This window comes from Colwellia sp. E150_009 (genome assembly GCF_053543955.1).
In genome coordinates this window covers 1-17,765 of sequence record NZ_JBHFOM010000046.1, presented here as the reverse complement: position 1 = coordinate 17,765, position 17,765 = coordinate 1, and the positions used below count along the sequence as shown (strand labels likewise).

15 protein-coding genes and 1 pseudogene are annotated in these 17,765 nt (G+C 36.1%); 7 read left to right on the top strand and 9 right to left on the bottom strand.

What is annotated here, in order from left to right; all coding sequences use genetic code 11:
* Positions 1-76: 76 nt before the first annotated feature.
* Positions 77-346 carry an acylphosphatase gene (locus ACE1OF_RS16510; protein WP_448895752.1) on the top strand — a complete coding sequence of 90 codons (270 nt, stop codon included), beginning with the start codon at positions 77-79 and terminating at the stop codon, positions 344-346.
* A gap of 42 nt (positions 347-388) precedes the next feature.
* Here ACE1OF_RS16510 and ACE1OF_RS16505 read toward each other — a convergent pair whose 3' ends face one another.
* From ACE1OF_RS16505 to ACE1OF_RS16490, 4 genes are all read right to left on the bottom strand, one after another.
* A complete protein-coding gene (locus tag ACE1OF_RS16505) occupies positions 389-598 on the bottom strand; it encodes a DUF1653 domain-containing protein (protein ID WP_448895751.1) in 210 nt (69 codons plus the stop codon).
* 169 nt (positions 599-767) lie between these two features.
* Positions 768-1,025 carry a hypothetical protein gene (locus tag ACE1OF_RS16500; RefSeq protein WP_448895749.1) on the bottom strand — a complete coding sequence of 86 codons (258 nt, stop codon included), beginning with the start codon at positions 1,023-1,025 and terminating at the stop codon, positions 768-770.
* A gap of 124 nt (positions 1,026-1,149) precedes the next feature.
* Positions 1,150-1,647 carry an acetolactate synthase small subunit gene (ilvN, locus tag ACE1OF_RS16495; protein ID WP_448895747.1) on the bottom strand — a complete coding sequence of 166 codons (498 nt, stop codon included), beginning with the start codon at positions 1,645-1,647 and terminating at the stop codon, positions 1,150-1,152.
* Positions 1,648-1,747: 100 nt separating this feature from the next.
* Positions 1,748-3,475 carry an acetolactate synthase 3 large subunit gene (locus tag ACE1OF_RS16490; RefSeq protein WP_448895746.1) on the bottom strand — a complete coding sequence of 576 codons (1,728 nt, stop codon included), beginning with the start codon at positions 3,473-3,475 and terminating at the stop codon, positions 1,748-1,750.
* Between the two features lie 494 nt (positions 3,476-3,969).
* Here ACE1OF_RS16490 and ACE1OF_RS16485 point away from each other — a divergent pair, with 494 nt between their 5' ends.
* Positions 3,970-4,542: a DUF4136 domain-containing protein gene (locus ACE1OF_RS16485; RefSeq protein WP_448895744.1), complete on the top strand. Its 573-nt coding sequence runs from the start codon at positions 3,970-3,972 to the stop codon at positions 4,540-4,542.
* Between the two features lie 18 nt (positions 4,543-4,560).
* A complete protein-coding gene (yfbR, locus tag ACE1OF_RS16480; protein WP_448895743.1) occupies positions 4,561-5,175 on the top strand; it encodes a 5'-deoxynucleotidase in 615 nt (204 codons plus the stop codon).
* A gap of 61 nt (positions 5,176-5,236) precedes the next feature.
* Here the strand turns inward: yfbR and ACE1OF_RS16475 are convergent, their stop codons facing one another.
* Entirely contained in the window at positions 5,237-6,454 is a 1,218-nt protein-coding gene (locus tag ACE1OF_RS16475; protein ID WP_448895742.1) for a pyridoxal phosphate-dependent aminotransferase, read from the bottom strand.
* Positions 6,455-6,689: 235 nt separating this feature from the next.
* Positions 6,690-8,399 carry a proline--tRNA ligase gene (locus ACE1OF_RS16470; RefSeq protein ID WP_448895741.1) on the bottom strand — a complete coding sequence of 570 codons (1,710 nt, stop codon included), beginning with the start codon at positions 8,397-8,399 and terminating at the stop codon, positions 6,690-6,692.
* A 264-nt stretch (positions 8,400-8,663) separates the two neighbouring features.
* Between ACE1OF_RS16470 and ACE1OF_RS16465 the strand changes: the two genes are divergently transcribed.
* The gene (locus ACE1OF_RS16465) at positions 8,664-9,287 is read left to right on the top strand and encodes a LysE family translocator (RefSeq protein ID WP_448895740.1); all 624 of its coding nucleotides are present in this window, start codon (positions 8,664-8,666) and stop codon (positions 9,285-9,287) included.
* A 76-nt stretch (positions 9,288-9,363) separates the two neighbouring features.
* Here the strand turns inward: ACE1OF_RS16465 and ACE1OF_RS16460 are convergent, their stop codons facing one another.
* Entirely contained in the window at positions 9,364-10,179 is an 816-nt protein-coding gene (locus tag ACE1OF_RS16460) for an AraC family transcriptional regulator (protein ID WP_448895739.1), read from the bottom strand.
* Between the two features lie 171 nt (positions 10,180-10,350).
* Here ACE1OF_RS16460 and ACE1OF_RS16455 point away from each other — a divergent pair, with 171 nt between their 5' ends.
* Positions 10,351-11,505 (top strand): aminotransferase-like domain-containing protein, encoded by a 1,155-nt coding sequence (locus tag ACE1OF_RS16455; protein WP_448895738.1) that lies wholly within the window; start codon positions 10,351-10,353, stop codon positions 11,503-11,505.
* Between the two features lie 182 nt (positions 11,506-11,687).
* On the opposite strand, the gene rne is transcribed toward ACE1OF_RS16455, so the two are convergent.
* Entirely contained in the window at positions 11,688-14,849 is a 3,162-nt protein-coding gene (rne, locus tag ACE1OF_RS16450; protein ID WP_448895737.1) for a ribonuclease E, read from the bottom strand.
* A 767-nt stretch (positions 14,850-15,616) separates the two neighbouring features.
* Here rne and rluC point away from each other — a divergent pair.
* Both rluC and ACE1OF_RS16440 read left to right on the top strand, forming a co-directional pair.
* Positions 15,617-16,627: a 23S rRNA pseudouridine(955/2504/2580) synthase RluC gene (gene rluC / locus ACE1OF_RS16445; RefSeq protein ID WP_448895736.1), complete on the top strand. Its 1,011-nt coding sequence runs from the start codon at positions 15,617-15,619 to the stop codon at positions 16,625-16,627.
* A 39-nt stretch (positions 16,628-16,666) separates the two neighbouring features.
* Complete coding sequence (locus tag ACE1OF_RS16440) at positions 16,667-17,314, top strand: HAD-IA family hydrolase (protein ID WP_448895735.1); 648 nt, start codon at positions 16,667-16,669, stop codon at positions 17,312-17,314.
* Positions 17,315-17,430: 116 nt separating this feature from the next.
* Here ACE1OF_RS16440 and ACE1OF_RS16435 read toward each other — a convergent pair.
* Positions 17,431-17,765: pseudogene (locus tag ACE1OF_RS16435) on the bottom strand (tyrosine-type recombinase/integrase); the annotation flags it as partial.

Here is a 17,765-nt window from a genome sequence, read left to right as displayed (position 1 = left end):
GAAAAGCGTCTATACTTTACATTGTAGTAAAAGATTTGTTTAACAATATTAATAACAAATGGAATGAATATACATTATGAATGTTAGCTATATAGCTCATGTGTCAGGAAAAGTACAAGGTGTTTATTTTCGAGTATCCAGTCAGCAAAAGGCAATTGAATTGGGGCTAAGTGGTTATGCTAGAAATTTAGCAGATGGTGATGTTGAAGTTTTTCTTTCGGGGGAAGAGGAAAATGTAAAAATAATGTTGGCTTGGCTAAAAGAAGGCCCAAAGCAAGCAGAAGTGACTAAAATGCAACAAAAACAAGTTGAATGGCAAGAACATCAATTTTTTTCTATAAGTTAATGTAATTAACTAAAAAAACATAACGCTTTGAATATTAGGTGTTTATTCGCCGACGTATTGAAAGCGTTCTATTTTTTTACCTTCCCTAGAAATGGTTTCATTAAACATTGTTAAAGGGCGTATCCAAATATCATTTTTATCATCAAATGGGTGATAAACAACAAGATACTCTTCTGTTTCACTATGTCTAGCTAGATGAAGCACTTGATAGTAATTGCCTTTAAAATGTCGATATTTACCTAATTCAATCATTAAAATACTGTTAGCAGCATAGGCTGTTAACTTATGTCCCTGTCGAAGTAAAGTGATAAATTATCACTTTACTTATTTTATTACTTAATATTCACACACATTCAGCTGACAAATATATGAACAAAATTTCATTGTACATTGTTAATAATGATTATAAAAAGTGACGTCTTTATATACGACTATCGTTTTTATCAACATTTAATGATCTAATAGATTCTTTATCTCGCGCTTTTTCTAACTCAACTTGTTCGGGTGTTTTACATACTCTTTTTTTAATATGGCTTCCCGTTGGTGCAAATGTTTGACATATTAATTCTGATTCATTGTCACTTTTAGTCGTTTTTGCCTGAGTGTCTTCTGAAGTTGAACTACATGCTGATAGTGCTGCAACTAAAGAAATAATAAACCCTAATTTATAATGTTTCATGAATATCCTTAATCTATTTATTTGATAAGGGGTAAATACTACTTAAATTTTGTTAAGAATAAAAGTAATTAATACCCCAAAATATAAAAAGTTAAGATAAAGTAAAAATAGTTATCACTCGTTTTTACACCCTAAGTGCTTTTTCACCTCGAACCATACCCACACAGCCTGAACGAGCTGATTCTATAATATCAGTTTCATGACTTAGGGCTTCAATAAAGGCATTTAATTTATCACTATTGCCTGTTAATTCAATTGTGTAGACCTGTTTACCAATGTCAATAATAGCACCTCGAAAAATATCTGTAATTCGTTTAACTTCAGTACGTGATGCATTATTCATTGCAGTAACTTTTACTAGCAATAGCTCGCGTTCTACGTGTTTTCGATCGGTTAATTCAGATATTTTGATTACATCAACTAATTTGTTTACCTGCTTTACAATTTGTTCTAACACTTTATCGTCACCAGAGGTAGCAATGGTGATGCGCGATAAGCTGTTATCATCTGTTGGAGCAACGGTTAAGCTTTCGATGTTGTAAGCACGTTGTGAAAATAGACCAACGATACGCGAAAGTGCGCCAGGTTCATTTTCCAGTAAAATTGCTAAAATATGACGCATTATGCTTTAACTCCTATATTGTGTTTAGCAGTACATAGTTCATCAATAATGTTGAACAAGGTTGTATTTGTGGCGTTTGAATTTTGTGTATTAAAATGCATTAGGCTTTTACCCCCTTAGCAGTCCACATATCATCAATACCACCATGACGAATATGCATAGGGTAAACATGCTCTTTTTCATCAACAAGCACATCAACAAAAACAAGTTTATTTTTAATACTGAAGGCTTCTTCTAACTTTGAATCCAGCTCATCTAAGGTGTCAATTTGAATGCCTACATGTCCGTAAGCTTCAGCAACTTTGATAAAGTCGGGTAATGATTCCATGTAAGAAGAGGCATGTCTGCCGTCATACACCATATCTTGCCATTGTCGAACCATACCAAGAGAACGATTATTCAGTGTTATGATCACAACAGGTAAGTTATATTGTTTACAGGTTGAAAGCTCTTGAATGTTCATTTGAATTGAACCATCTCCCGTAATACAAATGACATGCTTATCAGGAAACGCAAGTTTTACGCCCATAGCTGCAGGCAAACCAAAACCCATAGTGCCTGCGCCACCAGAGTTTATCCACTGGCGAGGTTTAGCAAAGGGATAATATTGTGCTGCAAACATTTGATGCTGCCCTACATCAGAAGCAACATAAGCTTCCCCTTTGGTAATTTTATACATGGCTTCAACTACGCGTTGAGGTTTAATTTTTTCACCTTCTACCTGTTTATAACTAAAGCTTCTCATGTCTCGCCAAAGATTAATTTGTTGCCACCAAGCACTAAGAGCTTCTTCGTTGGGTTTATAGTTAGTCGCTTTTAGTTCATCAAGCAATTGTTGTATCACAATATCAACTAAACCAACGACAGGGATATGAGCATTGATCGTTTTAGAAATTGACGTAGGATCAATATCAACATGAATAATGGTTGCATTAGGGCAAAACTTTTCTACATTATTAGTAACGCGATCGTCAAACCGAGCACCCAGAGCAAGAATAACATCTGCATTTGCCATCGTTTTATTGGCTTCTATACTGCCATGCATGCCTAACATACCAATAAAGTTTGCATGGGTACCAGAAATACCACCCAGTCCCATTAATGTGTTGGTAATAGGGGCTTTTAATGTTTCTACTAAGGTTGTTAATAACTCAGATGCATCAGCGAGTACGATACCTCCACCAGAATATACAACTAACTTTTTTGCTGCTGCTATTGTTTTGACCGCTTTACGTATTTGTTTTGGATGCCCTTTAATGTTTGGATTATACGAACGCATTTTTACGTTAGTTTCTATCTTAAAAGGGGCTTTATTTTGCGGAATAAGTAAGTCTTTAGGTAATTCAACAACAACTGGGCCAGGTCTGCCAGTGCTTGCAATGTAAAAAGCTTTAGCAATTACATTTGGAATATCTGCCAAATCACGACAGTTAAAACTGTGTTTAATAATGGGGCGTGTACAACCAACAATATCAGTTTCTTGAAAGGCATCATTACCAATTAAGGTTGTTGGCACTTGTCCAGCTAAAACAACCATAGGAATCGAGTCCATATACGCGGTTGCAATGCCTGTAACACAGTTTGTTGCGCCAGGGCCAGAGGTTGCTAAAACAACGCCAACTTCACCTGTGGCTCTTGTATATCCATCTGCCATATGTGTTGCTGCTTGTTCGTGTCGAACTAGAATATGTTCAATTTCATTTTGCTGGAAAATTGCATCGTATAGATCTAAAACTGACCCGCCAGGGTAGCCAAAAATATACTTAACCTTAAGTGCTGATAATGCTTTAACTACCATTTCTGCACCAGTAAAAAGCTCTGTTGTCATATCGATACCTATTAATGTTGATGATTAATATACAAAAAACCCTCGGTCTAAATTAGAGCGAGGGTTTGGTTATTTTGTTGCTTACCTGTTTATCTAAAAGCTAATTTTTCAAACAACCTAATCCTCGCAGTGATTGGACTACCACTACGACCATGAGGACGACGTTGTTGCGAATAATATTTGAATACATATGTTTATAATGCGAATAAAATTGTTAAGATCTTAGTGTTAATATAAGAAAGTAATGCTTGGTTCTATTTTTAAAGGGTTTAACAATAACTGTCAACCTTTAAATACAAAATACAGATAATTTAATGTAATTAATTACGATAACTTATGCGATTTAGGAAAAGTATTAAAAAATACAGTTATTTATTGGTTTTTACTATTTTAGCTTTATATTATGACCTATAGTAACTACATACTATAATAGTGAGTGAAAGTATCATTTTATTATTTGAAAATGTTAAATAATGAAGTTAAAGGATAGAAATATGACTTATTTAAAAAAAATGTTAGTGATGGCACTTGTTGTCTTTATTGCAAGCTGTGCAACCACCTATAAAGCGAAGGTTTACTTTGATAAAAATTCAGATGTCGATACACAACCGTATAAAACTTTTGCTTGGTTGACTGATGCCAGAATAATAGCGTCTCCTGAAGACTTTAATCCAGTAATGAAATTACGTGTAGACAAAGAAATAGAGCAAGCATTTATCTCTCAAGGTTATCAATTAATAGCCGATGCTAATGAGGCAGACTTTACTATCTCTTATACTGTAGGGAGCCGTGAGCAAATAAAAATAAGTCACTACCCATTATCTTACCGTGGTGGTTTTGGTTGGGGACGTGGTTATTATGGTGCAATGTTTGGTCCTATGGTTTCTAGTAACTCAGAAGTGCGTCAATATACCGAAGGTAAGTTAGCTATTGATGTGTTTGATGTTAAATCACATCAACCTGCGTGGCATGGTTGGGCAACTAAACGTATGACATCTAAAGATAAAGAAATGCCGTCATCCGTAATTAAAGATGTTGTAAAAGAGGTTGTTTCTCAATTTCATTAATTAAACGGGTAAACATTGATGTTTCATCATAAAAAAGGCAGTTTTAGTGCATGGATGCTAAGATTGAGAAAGATAATTCGTTGGCCTCTTATGACTTCCAGAGAGCCTGAAACGTGTGCTCAACATTCATTTGAAGTTGCGCTTATTAGTCATCAAATTGCTTTGATTGGTAAAATAAAATTTAATCGAAGCTATGATCCAGCGGGCATTACTTTAGCCGCACTTTACCATGAAGCATCTGAATCAGGTGGTGTTGGGGATATCCCCAGCCCATTAAAGTATTATAATCCTGATCTGACTAAACAAATAAAAAAAATTGAAAGTGAAGTAGAACATTCTATGGTGTACGAGGGCTTGCCTGGTTATTTACATGAGGCGATGGCTCCGTTGGTAATTCAAGCCAATGTGGATAAAGAAACGAAAGCAATTGTAAAAGCGGCTGATGATTTAGCAGCCTATCATTATAGCTTGTCAGAAATTAATGTTGGCAATAGAGAATTTATTGATGCAACTAAATTATTGGAAAACAGGGTGAAGAAACATTGTGAGCAATGGCCAGAAGTGAATGAATATTTTTCATCTCAATTTCCAGCCTGTATGCAAACCTTAGATGAATTATCTCGGCCTGATTAAAAAAGTTAAACGCACAAAATATGAAATTAATTCCTAAATTTGCTGTGCGTTTAACTGTTATTTATTCTTGCTGATAAGTTAAAAAGAAGTTTTTAAGCTTTTCTAAAGCAGGAATTAATTCATCCACATGAGGTAAAAATACCAACCTAAAGTAATTTTTTGCTTTAGTGTTAAATGCACTACCATGAACTAATAATATTTTTTCTTGTTTAAGTAAATCTAAAATCATTTTTTCATCATTTGTAATATTGAACTTTTCAGCATCCACTTTTACAAATAAATACAGTGCCCCCATCGCGGGATGACAAGATAAACCATCAATTTCATTTATCATTTTAGCAGCAATATTACGCTGTTTTAATAAACGTCCATCACCCGTGATTAATTCAGTAATACTTTGATAACCGCCCAACGCAGTTTGAATAGCATGTTGACAAGGAACATTGGCACATAAACGCATTGATGCTAATATATTTAAACCTTCCAAATAATCTTCAGCATGAATTTTAGGGCCTGAAATAACCATCCATCCCGCTCTAAAACCAGCAATACGATAATTTTTAGACAAACCGCCCATTGTTATTATTAATACATCTTGGGCAAGTGATGCAGTTGGAATATGTTTAGCTTGGTCGTATAGTATTTTGTCGTAAATTTCATCACTAAAAATAATTAAACTATGTTTTCGAGCCAGAGCAATAATCCCTTGAAGAATTTCTTCAGGGTAAACAGCACCTGTCGGGTTGTTTGGATTAATTAAGACAATAGCTTTTGTTTTATCGGTAATTTTACTTGCCATATCCTCAAGATCTGGATACCAAAAGTTTTCATCATCACAAGTGTAATGTACGGCAGTACCACCTGATAATGCAACGGCTGCAGTCCATAATGGGTAGTCTGGAGCAGGAATTAATACTTCATCACCATTATTTAATAAACCTTGCATTGCCATAACAATAAGTTCACTAACGCCGTTGCCAATAAAAATATCATCAACTCCAACATCTTTAATACCTTGCTGTTGAAAATATTGCATTACGGCAACACGTGCAGAGTAAATACCTTTAGAGTCCGTGTAACCTTGAGAGCTTGGTAAATTGTATATTACGTCTTTTAAGATGTCGTCAGGTGCTTCAAAACCAAATGGGGCAGGATTACCTATATTCAGTTTAAGAATTTTGTGGCCTTCATCTTCTAAACGACGTGCTTCAGCTGCAATTTGCCCTCTAATTTCATAACAAACATTGTCTAATTTAGATGACTTTTTGATAGCTTTCATGTTGAGTGTACTTCTTATATATGCAATTAGGATGATGTATCATTGTTGCTAATAATTGGGCATATTGAAATAGCTAAAGATTAGTTTTTAATGATAATTTATGATTTTTTTTCATAAAACAGCATAAAAACACTTATTTTAGGGAGTTTATAGATTTAAATAGCAAAAAAGGAGCTTAAGCTCCTTTTTTGTATATGTAATTATTAATTTAATGAATAAATAACATAATCAATATTTAATTAAAAAGTGACATGACATCGTCAATGGCAATCATTGATTTTTCGCCTGTAAGTCGATTTTTCACTTCAACTTTATTTTCATCTAAATTACGTTCACCAATGACTAATAATAAAGGCGTTCCCATCAGTTCATGGTCAGCAAACATGACACCAGGACGTTCTTTTCTGTCATCAAATAAAACTTCAATACCAGCATTATTTAGTTTTTCATATAAAGCTTCTGCTGTTTCTTTTACGCGGGCTGATTTAGCCATATTCATTGGCACAATAGCCACTTGAAATGGTGCTATTGCGGCAGGCCACTTTATACCATGTTGGTCGTGGTTTTGTTCTATTGCGGCGGCAACAATACGTGATACACCAATACCATAACAACCCATGGTTAATGTTTGATTTTTGCCTTCTTCATTAAGAACCGCACACTTCATTGCTTGCGCGTATTTTGTTCCTAATTGAAAAATATGACCAACCTCTATACCGCGTTTTATAACAATTTTACCTTGACCACATGGGCTAGGATCACCCTCAACAACATTACGTATATCGGCAATTTCAATTGTTGAACAATCTCTTTCCCAATTTACGCCAGTTAAATGTACATCATTTTTATTGGCACCACAGACAAAATCACTTAACTGAGCAGCGGTTCTATCAACAATCACTTCAATTGACAAACCCACTGGTCCTATTGAGCCAGCGGCACACTTAACTGTGGCTAATATTTGTTCGTCAGACGCAAAGGTTAATGGGCTTGAAATTTGTGGTAAATGTTCAACTTTAATTTCATTAAGTTGATGGTCACCACGCAATACTAGGGCGACTAAAGGCGTTTCACCTTGTTCATTTTCAATGCCGCACACTAGTAATGTTTTAACGGTTTGCTTTACATCTACATTTAAAAATTTAGCCACCTCATCAATTGTTTTAACATTGGGCGTTGAAATTTCAGTTAACGCTTGGCTTGGCTCAGCTCTTGCTGTTGTTGGAGCTAATGCTTCTGCTTTTTCAACATTAGCTGCAAAGTCACTTACATCGCTAAAGGCTATGTCATCTTCGCCAGAATCTGCTAATACATGAAACTCATGGCTAGCATCTCCACCGATAGAACCCGTGTCTGCTAATACAGGGCGGTAGTCTAAACCTAAGCGATCAAATATGCGGCAATATGCATTAAACATGACTTGATAAGTTTTTTCTAAACATGAGTCTTCTAAATGAAAAGAGTAAGCATCTTTCATTAAAAATTCACGACCACGCATAACGCCAAAACGAGGGCGAATTTCGTCACGAAATTTAGTTTGAATTTGAAATAATGATAAAGGTAATTGTTTATAACTATTTAATTCATTTGCAATAAGTTTTGTGATCACTTCTTCATGGGTTGGACCCAAAACAAAAGGGCGCTTATGACGATCTTTAAGGCGCAATAACTCTGGACCATAATCATCCCAGCGACCAGACTCTTCCCATAAGTCAGCTGGTTGAACCATTGGCATTAATATTTCGTTAACACCTGCTCGTTGCATTTCTTCACGAACGATTGTTTCAACTTTTTTTAATACACGTAAACCAGTAGGTAACCACGTATATAAACCTGAGGCAAGGTTTCTTACAAGCCCCGCACGTAGCATTAGTTGATGGCTTATTACTTCTGCACTTGCAGGAGTTTCTTTTAAAGTAGACAGTAAATATTGACTGGTACGCATGACTAAATATTTCCGAAAAACCCATGCAATTTAAAGTATATTTTTAAGTTACATGAGTACAAATAAAATTTTCGCTATTCTATCAGGGTGATCACCGTTGAAACAGCAATAAATTACAATTTATTGCTAAATGATAGGGTGCTGGCAATTATGGTTATTTTATCGTTATAAATAGTGGTATCTTTAGTCAAAAATTGGGTGATTGTTTAACATAATTTTTATTGCTAAAGTCGATGTTTATATTTTTGTATTAGAGTAATAACATTGTTAGATTTCGCCTTACTTAGTCTTTTTATTCCAACTTTTTTTATTGTATCTATAACACCTGGTATGTGTATGACTTTAGCGATGACTTTAGGCATGTCAATCGGTGTTCGAAACACGCTATGGATGATGTGGGGTGAGTTGATTGGTGTTGCTATTGTAGCAACAGCATCAGTCATTGGTGTTTCAACTATCATGCTACAATTTCCACAGATATTTAATTTTTTGAAACTCATTGGTGCTGGGTATCTATTTTATATTGGCTTTAATATGTGGCGTTCAAAAGGAAAACTAGCATTATCCCCAAATGGCCAAGCTCCACGAAAAATTCGTAAGGGAGGATTATTTAATCAAGGGTTAATAACGGCAATTGCTAATCCAAAAGGTTGGGCATTTATGATTTCCTTATTACCACCTTTTATAAATAAGGAATATGCGCTTACGCCACAACTCTCCATTTTAGTAATAGTCATTTTGATTTCAGAGTTTACTTGTATGATGTTATACGCAACTGGTGGTAAAACCTTAGGAAAATTATTATCTCATCATAATAATGTAAAACGTTTAAATAGGTTATCAGGTACGTTAATGATCCTTGTTGGTTTATGGTTAGGACTAAGTTAGTTTTTTCACGAGGTATTTCATATGTCATTATGAAAGTAGATTTAATCCTTCTGTGTTGTTGATGCCTTTAAGTTAATTAGTGGAATGGTGATATAGGTAAACAAAAGTCTAGTTTAAATTTTTCATCTTCAGCTAAAAATTGATTTTTTTGATAATGCACATAAGCAGGTGTTGATAGCATTTTAAACCCTGAAGTTGGTAACCAATGTTCTAAAATATTGTGTAATTGGGGTAATAGTTCGCCATAACCTCCCTGCAATTTAAATACCGCATGCAAGCCCCCAGGAATTGTCATGCTATTAATTAGTCCTCTTTGTTGTATTGGATGATCAATTCCGATACAGGCGACATAACGACATTTATTTAACTCGACCCAAGCTGGATTTGAATGATGTAAACCAAATTGCTGAGAAAAGTCACGATTGTGCATATTAGCCCACACTTTTAAAGTTTGCCAAGCATTTGCTATCGAACGATCATATCCTTGATGCCGCACATAAGCGACATGACGTTGAGGTAATTCGATTAACTCGCATTTAGGCAAAGTAATGCTATTAAGTCTTTGATAATAAGTAGCAACTTGTTTATTAGCTAAAAAAGGTTTGGGTTGATGTTGACGATCACTGTTGCGCCACTCACCCGGTGACATTTTAAAGATGCTTTTAAAGGCTCGGCTAAAAGATGATACGGACAAATATCCTGATTTTATAGCGATATCTAATACTGATGTACTAGCATCAAACATGAGTTGGTTAGCTGCAAATTCTATTCTAATTCTGCGGATATAATGATGGACAGCCTCTCCTACAACTGTTTTAAAGAGACGGTGAAAATGGTGTTCTGAATAAGCTGCAATAGTTGCTAAATCACTTGCTAAAAGCTTTTTACTCATATTCATATGAATAAAATATAATACATCATTGATGCGGGATATTTGTTGGTTAGTTAGCATGATGTATTAATGTATATAGCATAAATGGACATGTAACAGAGCATAAACGGACAAGTAAAATAACTCAAGCTAATGTACTCTCTTAATTATTATTAACAGAGTGTATCCATCATGAATTTAGCTAAATCGTTACAACATATTCAACCATCTTATATCCGAGAAATTTTAGATGCTGCATGTGCCCCAGGGGTTATATCTTTGGCTGGAGGATTACCAGCAAATGATAAATTTCCTCTTGAACTAATGGCTAATTCATTAACTGATTTACCTAATAGGCCAGAGTTATTCCAATATGGAAATACGGCAGGTTATGCTCCGCTACTTGCGCATTTTAGGGAACGTTATCAATTACTGTCGTCGCATGAGGGTATTGTTTGTACTGGCTCACAACAAGGCTTAGATCTTATTGCTCGATCATTTATTAATCCGGGCGATACAATAGTCATGGAAGCGCCAAGCTATTTAGGGGCAATTCAGATATTTAGTCTTGCTCAAGCCAACATTGAGAGTATTTCACAACGTTGTGATGGCCCAGATTTAGTCGAATTAGAAACCTGTTTTGCTACGAGTGATGTTACATTCTTTTATGCGGTACCTGATTTTCATAATCCAACAGGCGTATGCTGGTCTTTAGCTGTGCGTCAACAAGTTGCTTTCTTGTGTCAGAAATATAATGTTACTTTTATTGAAGATGTTCCATATAGAGAATTGCGCTTTAATGGTAGTTCATTACCATTAGTGTCAAGTTTCTGTCTTGAGCATTCAATGATATTACGCTCATACTCCAAAATAGCCACGCCTGGTATCAGGTTAGGTTTAGTTACGGCTAAAGCTAAATGGATAGCGCAACTGAATACTGTAAAACAAGTCTCTGATTTGCATTCTAGTATTCCAATGCAAGCAGTATTGTTAGATTTGCTACAACACAATGAGTTTGAGCAACATTTGGCTAAGTTACGACAGGTTTATTTCATGCGATATAAAACATTAATTCAACAAATATCCATTTATTTACAACGTCTGTGCCATATAAATACTGTTGATGGAGGAATGTTTGTTTGGCTGACATTACCCGAATGTGATGTAGACGCGTTAGCTAAGTCGGCATTGGAAAATGGTGTTGCCGTTGTACCAAGTTCAGTATTCTATCATGACCGAACATGTCAAAAGTCTGCTTTGCGTTTGAATTTTACGAACGCTAATAAACAAGCGTTAGGTGTTGCAGTTGAACGTTTAGCTTTAGTGATAAAGAATTATTGCCAATAACTAGCTTATACTCGGCTTAATAATTCTTTATTATCCGTTGATTTCCTCATAGTATTGTTAAATTTACTTACCATAAGTCAGATGTTTATGCATGACATGAAACTTTCTTTCTAATAATAAAAAGCCAGTTGTTAGTAGTAACAACTGGCTTTTTTTGTTTATTTTAAGTTACGAGTTAGTACTTATAACGTTGGTTTTGTTGCGGCGGCAGAACTTCTACTACTTGCATCAGCAGAAATTGCACTACGGCCAGAGACTTGATGCACCATTCGATCTTCATTAGCCATAAAACTAGTTGGAATTTCGTTGATAGTGGTGATTGTTTCTGTTTTTGTCATTGGAGAAGAAGCACGGCCAGATAAACGGTTAGACTTTTTCACTTGTCGAGCTAACTTTTTATCTTTAGCTGGTGATTTTTTCGTTGCTTTTTCTTCAACTTTTTTCACTGATTCTTTTGAGGTAGACTCTTCTTGAGTTGCTTCTAACACAGGCTCTTCATCAGAAATTTGCGTTTCAGCGGTTTGACTAGCACTAGCTTCAGCAGGCTCTTCATCTGCTTTCTCTATAACGTTATTGTCAGTTAAAGGAAGATCTTGCTGTACTTCTTGCGAAACTACTGTCTCAGCAATAACTGGTTTAATAGCTGTTGGCTCAGTAGTAGCTGGTGCTGGCTCAGTGGCAACTGGTTCAGTAACAACTGGCTCAGTAGTTTTTGGTTTAGCAACTGCTGGTTTAGTAGCTTTTGGTTCCGCAACTGCTGGTTTAGTCGTTGCTGGTTCAGTAGCCGTTGGCTCAGTAACAACTGGTTTAGTAGCCGCTGGTTCAGCGACAACTGGCTCAGCAACTGTGTTACCTGTAACAGATTTTTCTTCCACAGCGTTTTGTTTTAAGGTTGTTTCCTCCGTGGCAACTTCTGCTTCTGGGCTGTCTGTTTTAATATGTGTAGTATCTTCTTTATTTGATGCATCTATCTCTGGGTAACGCGCTTTAATGGCTTCGTTATTACCTTCAGAATCTTCAGGTTTTTTGTCTCGGCGTCTACGTTGACCATTAGAGCGTAAATGTCTTGGTGAACGTCTATTGCGTGAACGTTCTTCTTTATTTTCTGTATTAGCTTGAGAATTCGCTTGTTCCTCATTATTAACCGCTTGCACTGCATTTTCTTCTTCAGCGCGAGTTTTTTTAATTTCAAGTTCTTTATCTTTAGTAACAGGCTCTGTTTTATTTATTGCTTTATCAACAGGTGCAGTTGTCACGGTATCTTGATCTACTTTTGCTTTGTTAACGCGTACTTTTTTACGATTCGTTCTGCGTTGACGACGTTCCGTTGCAACCTCTTCTTTTACTACGGAATTTTTATCAAACTCAGATTTTTGACCTTGTTTTTTTGCTTTAGGTGCTGTTTTAGATGTATTGTCACGTTCGTCACGAGGGCTACGATTTTTATCTTTAGGATTGCGATTTTTAGTACGATCATTTTTACGTTCTTCGCTACGTTCATCGTTACGGGTGTTATTACGGTTGTTACGTGAATTACCACGTCGTTGACCTTGACGGCCTCGCTGCGGAGTACGTTTTTCTTCAGGTTTAGTTGTGCTTTCTGGAACCTTGTCTGTTTTAACTTCTTCTGAGGTAAATAAACCTTTTAACCAAGCAAAGAAACCTGATGGCTTGTTTTTCGGTGGTTCTGGTTGCTCTACTGTGACAGTATTTGGTTCGGCAGGGGCAACATTAGGCGCAACCATACCTTGTCCCATTGCTTGAATTAACGGTTCATCACGTTTTACAGGTTCTTTATCAAACTTAGGCATTTTAGCTTCTTCAAGTTCAGCTTGTTTAACCGATATTTCGTAGCTTGCCTGTGTTATGGATTCATCTTTTTTAACGCGCAATACTTCGTATTGAGGTGTATCCATATGAGGGTTTGGAATAATTAAAACACGAACACCATGATGTTTTTCTATATGCATGACAGAACGACGTTTTTCATTTAACAAATATGTTGCTACAGGTACTGGCACTTGGGCTTGCACATGTTGCGTATTTTCTTTAATGGCTTCTTCTTCCATTAAACGAAGAATAGATAAAGCAAGTGATTCAACACCACGTACTTGGCCTGTACCACAACAACGAGGACAAACGCCTTGGCTAGTTTCCCCAATAGAAGGGCGCAAGCGTTGGCGCGACATTTCTAATAAACCAAAACGAGAAATTCGACCTAATTGAATACGCGCTCTGTCTTGACGAACAGAATCACGCATACGATTTTCTACTTCACGTTGGTGACGCACAGGTGTCATGTCAATAAAGTCAATCACAACAAGGCCGCCTAAATCACGTAAACGTAATTGACGTGCAATTTCTTCTGCTGCTTCTAAATTAGTATTGAAAGCTGTTTCTTCGATATCGCTGCCTTTAGTTGCCCGCGCAGAGTTTATATCTATAGAAGTCATGGCTTCTGTTGGATCAATAACAATTGAACCACCAGAAGGTAAGCGAACTTCACGTTGAAAAGCAGTCTCAATTTGAGTTTCTATTTGATAGTGCGTAAATAAAGGTACGTCACTTGTATACAGCTTTATTTTACTTAAGAAATCAGGACGAACTATTTCAATGTGCTTTTTAACACTTTCAAAAGTTTTGGGACGATCAATTAATACTTCACCTATATCGCGACGTAAATAGTCACGAATGGCACGTAAAATAAGGTTGGTTTCTTGATGAATTAAAAAAGGTGCTTTACGGCTTTGTGCGGCATCACTGATTGCTTGCCAGTGGTGCAATAATACACTTAAATCCCACTCTAACTCTTCGTAAGCTTTGCCAACACCAGCTGTGCGAACTATTAACCCCATGCCTTTAGGTAAGTCTAATTTACTGAGTGAAGCTTTTAAATCAGTTCGTTCATCACCTTCAATACGACGAGAAATACCGCCAGCGCGAGGGTTGTTTGGCATCAACACTAAATAACTACCAGCAAGACTGATAAAGGTTGTTAGTGCAGCGCCTTTTTGGCCACGTTCTTCTTTGTCGATTTGAACAATAACTTCTTGGCCTTCGTGCAAAACATCTTTGATGCTAGGACGACCTTGAAAGGTATAACCTTTTGGAAAATACTCACGAGCGATTTCTTTCATTGGCAAGAAGCCATGGCGATCTGCGCCGTAATCAACAAATGCAGCTTCTAGTGATGGTTCAATACGGGTAATTTTTGCTTTATAGATGTTCGATTTTTTTTGTTCGTGACCAGGACTTTCAATATCTAAATCGTAAAGTTTTTGACCATCAACAAGTGCTACGCGCAATTCTTCTGATTGGGTAGCGTTTATTAACATACGTTTCATAGGTTTTGTGACTCATTTTTAGTCACAACACACCAGTGCTTAGTACACAAAGCAGTGCAATCTATAGCGATGTAACAGCATTTTGTCAACCTCACGGATGTCAACTTTAACGTGTCATTAAACCACGTTAAGCTGTTATATAATTTGATTGTTTCTAATTCGCTATGACATGATTTTTATATAAATCATAGCGTTATTGTTTCTTTATGTGCTCAGCCAATGTGCTGTGCGTACTTACTTTGCAAGTTATAAGTTTGCAGATGCAGATATTTAACAACTAAATTTTGCCTAGTGATGTTTTACACTTTCTTTTTGGCTTGTTTTATTGTTATATGAAAACTATTTTTTTTGCAAAGTAAATTAATTAAATAAATTGCTTTATGGAGCAGGGCCAGTACCTTTTAAGGGATAAAAACTGTTTATGCTTTTTCTAACAAGTTACACGCGTTAGTATTACAATAGGCCGTACTATTAGTGTGTCGATTTCCTATTAACTTATATTATTCATATTAGATAGGTATGCATACTAATGTGGCCGCAGTTTGCCTCTTACGTCTCTCTTTAAAACTTCTAAAATTTAATGCTTATTTACTTATTGTTTTGTATATATTTTGCCAATAAATAATCTTTACTAAGCATTAACATATCTATTATCACTTATAAACTCAGATAAGCCAATAAAAAAAGGGACTAAATGTTAAAATGCAGTAAAAAAAGTATGATAAACTGCGCTTCATGGAAGAATCAATATCAATTAAACCCACGTCATGTCACAAAAACCACTAGTAAAAAAGCCCGACAGTCAAAAGTCAAATACGGTAAACGATCACGGAGATGATAAACCCCAAGTACGATTTATCACGATAGATACTGAAGACGCAGGTCAGCGTATTGATAATTTTTTATTAAGAACATTAAAAGGTGTGCCCAAAAGTCATCTTTATCGTTTAATGCGTAAAGGTGAAATACGCGTTAATAAAAAGCGAATAAAACCCGTTTATAAACTCGCACTAAATGATGTATTACGGATTGCCCCTATTAGAGTGTCAGAGAAAACAGATACTGTTTCAACAGGTTTGAATATTGTTGCCAACCTTGAAAAGCAAATATTATTTGAAGATGATAGGTTAATTGTAATTAATAAACCCTCAGGTATGGCCGTTCATGGGGGCAGTGGTTTAAGCTTTGGTTTGATTGAAGCGCTACGCGCATTGCGTCCTGAAGCTCGAATGCTTGAATTAGTACATAGGCTTGACCGAGATACCTCTGGTTGCCTTATTGTTGCGAAAAAACGTTCTGCACTTCGTCATTTACATGAACAGCTACGCAGTAAAAACGTACAAAAATTTTATCATGCACTCGTCAAAGGACATTGGCCTACTAAATTAACACGTGTTACTGAAGGATTAAGAAAAAATGATCTAAAATCAGGTGAGCGTGTCGTGATTGTTGATAATATAGACGGTAAAGAATCAGAAACACGCTATAAAGTGTTAGAGCGTTACCGCGGTGCGACTTTAGTGCGCGCTTTTCCTGTTACAGGCAGAACCCATCAAATACGTGTTCATTGTCAAGTAAGTGGGCATTCTATTGCCATGGACGCTAAATATGGCAGTGAAGATTTTGATGCAGAGATGAAAAGTAAGGGGCTTAAACGCTTATTTTTACATGCTGCTAGTATTGAATTTACGCACCCAAAAACAGAAGAACGTTTAAAGGTTGAAGCGCCGCTTGAACCTAGTTTAGAGAAGTTGCTTGCTAAACTTGTTAGAGAATAGTAACTATAAAATAAGTTAAACACACGATAGAAGAGCAATATGCAGTATTATAAACTTGTTATTTTTGATTGGGATGGAACCTTAATGGACTCTGTTGAACGTATTGTTTCCTCAATGCAGTCAGCCGCTGAAACTGTTGGTTTAACGATACCTTCGAATGATGATGTAAAGCAAATTATAGGTTTAAGTTTGAATGTAGGCCTAGAAAAACTATTTTCAGCGATAACGCCTGAGCAAGTTGAAGCCATGTTAGTGCAATATAAATATGAATACCTTGAAGGAGATAAAACACCAACACCTTTATTTGATAATGCCATGACATTACTTTCAACACTCAAAAAGAGCAGTAAATTATTAGCTGTGGCTACAGGAAAAGGAAGAGAAGGGCTAAATAGGGTATTGCAAGTAAGTGAAACTAACCATTTATTTAATACTACACGTTGTGCGGGTGAGATGCCGTCAAAGCCTGATCCAGAAATGCTACATAGTATTTTGGCTGAATTAGAGGTTGCTCCACATGAGGCCGTGATGATTGGTGATACCAGTCATGATTTAGCAATGGCTCAAAATGCTGGTATTGATAGTATTGGTGTTACTTTTGGTGTGCACAATAAACAAATACTTCAGCAATATGCGCCCAAAGCTATTGTTGATTCAATAAGTGAATTACATACTTTGCTTGTGTAGCTATTAATAATTTAAGTTAGTATTTATTCTGGCATGGAGCGATAAATCCCTTAAACCTCAATGGATGCCATATTATTTTATAAGTATAATGCCGTTCTGACTTATATTAAATAAGATTAAGGACTTCGTACACTGTTGGCTCTTTGTTCAAGTACATGCGTATAAACTTGCGTAGTACGTAAATCACTATGACCTAATTGCTCTTGCACTGTATGTATATACCCAAACGACCTCAATTAATGCCTAGCCTAAACTCGTTTTTAATTCCAGCTGAATCCTGGATCTTGAGGTGGTTTGAGTATATTAGCCCCTTGTTGTAATAAATGTGTAGCAAATGAATGACGTAAAGTATGTGGAGTCACATGTTTATCAATTTGGGCATCAAACGCTGCTTTTTTAACAGCACGTTGTAATTGTTTTTCATCAATATGATGGCGCCTAAGTTGTTTAC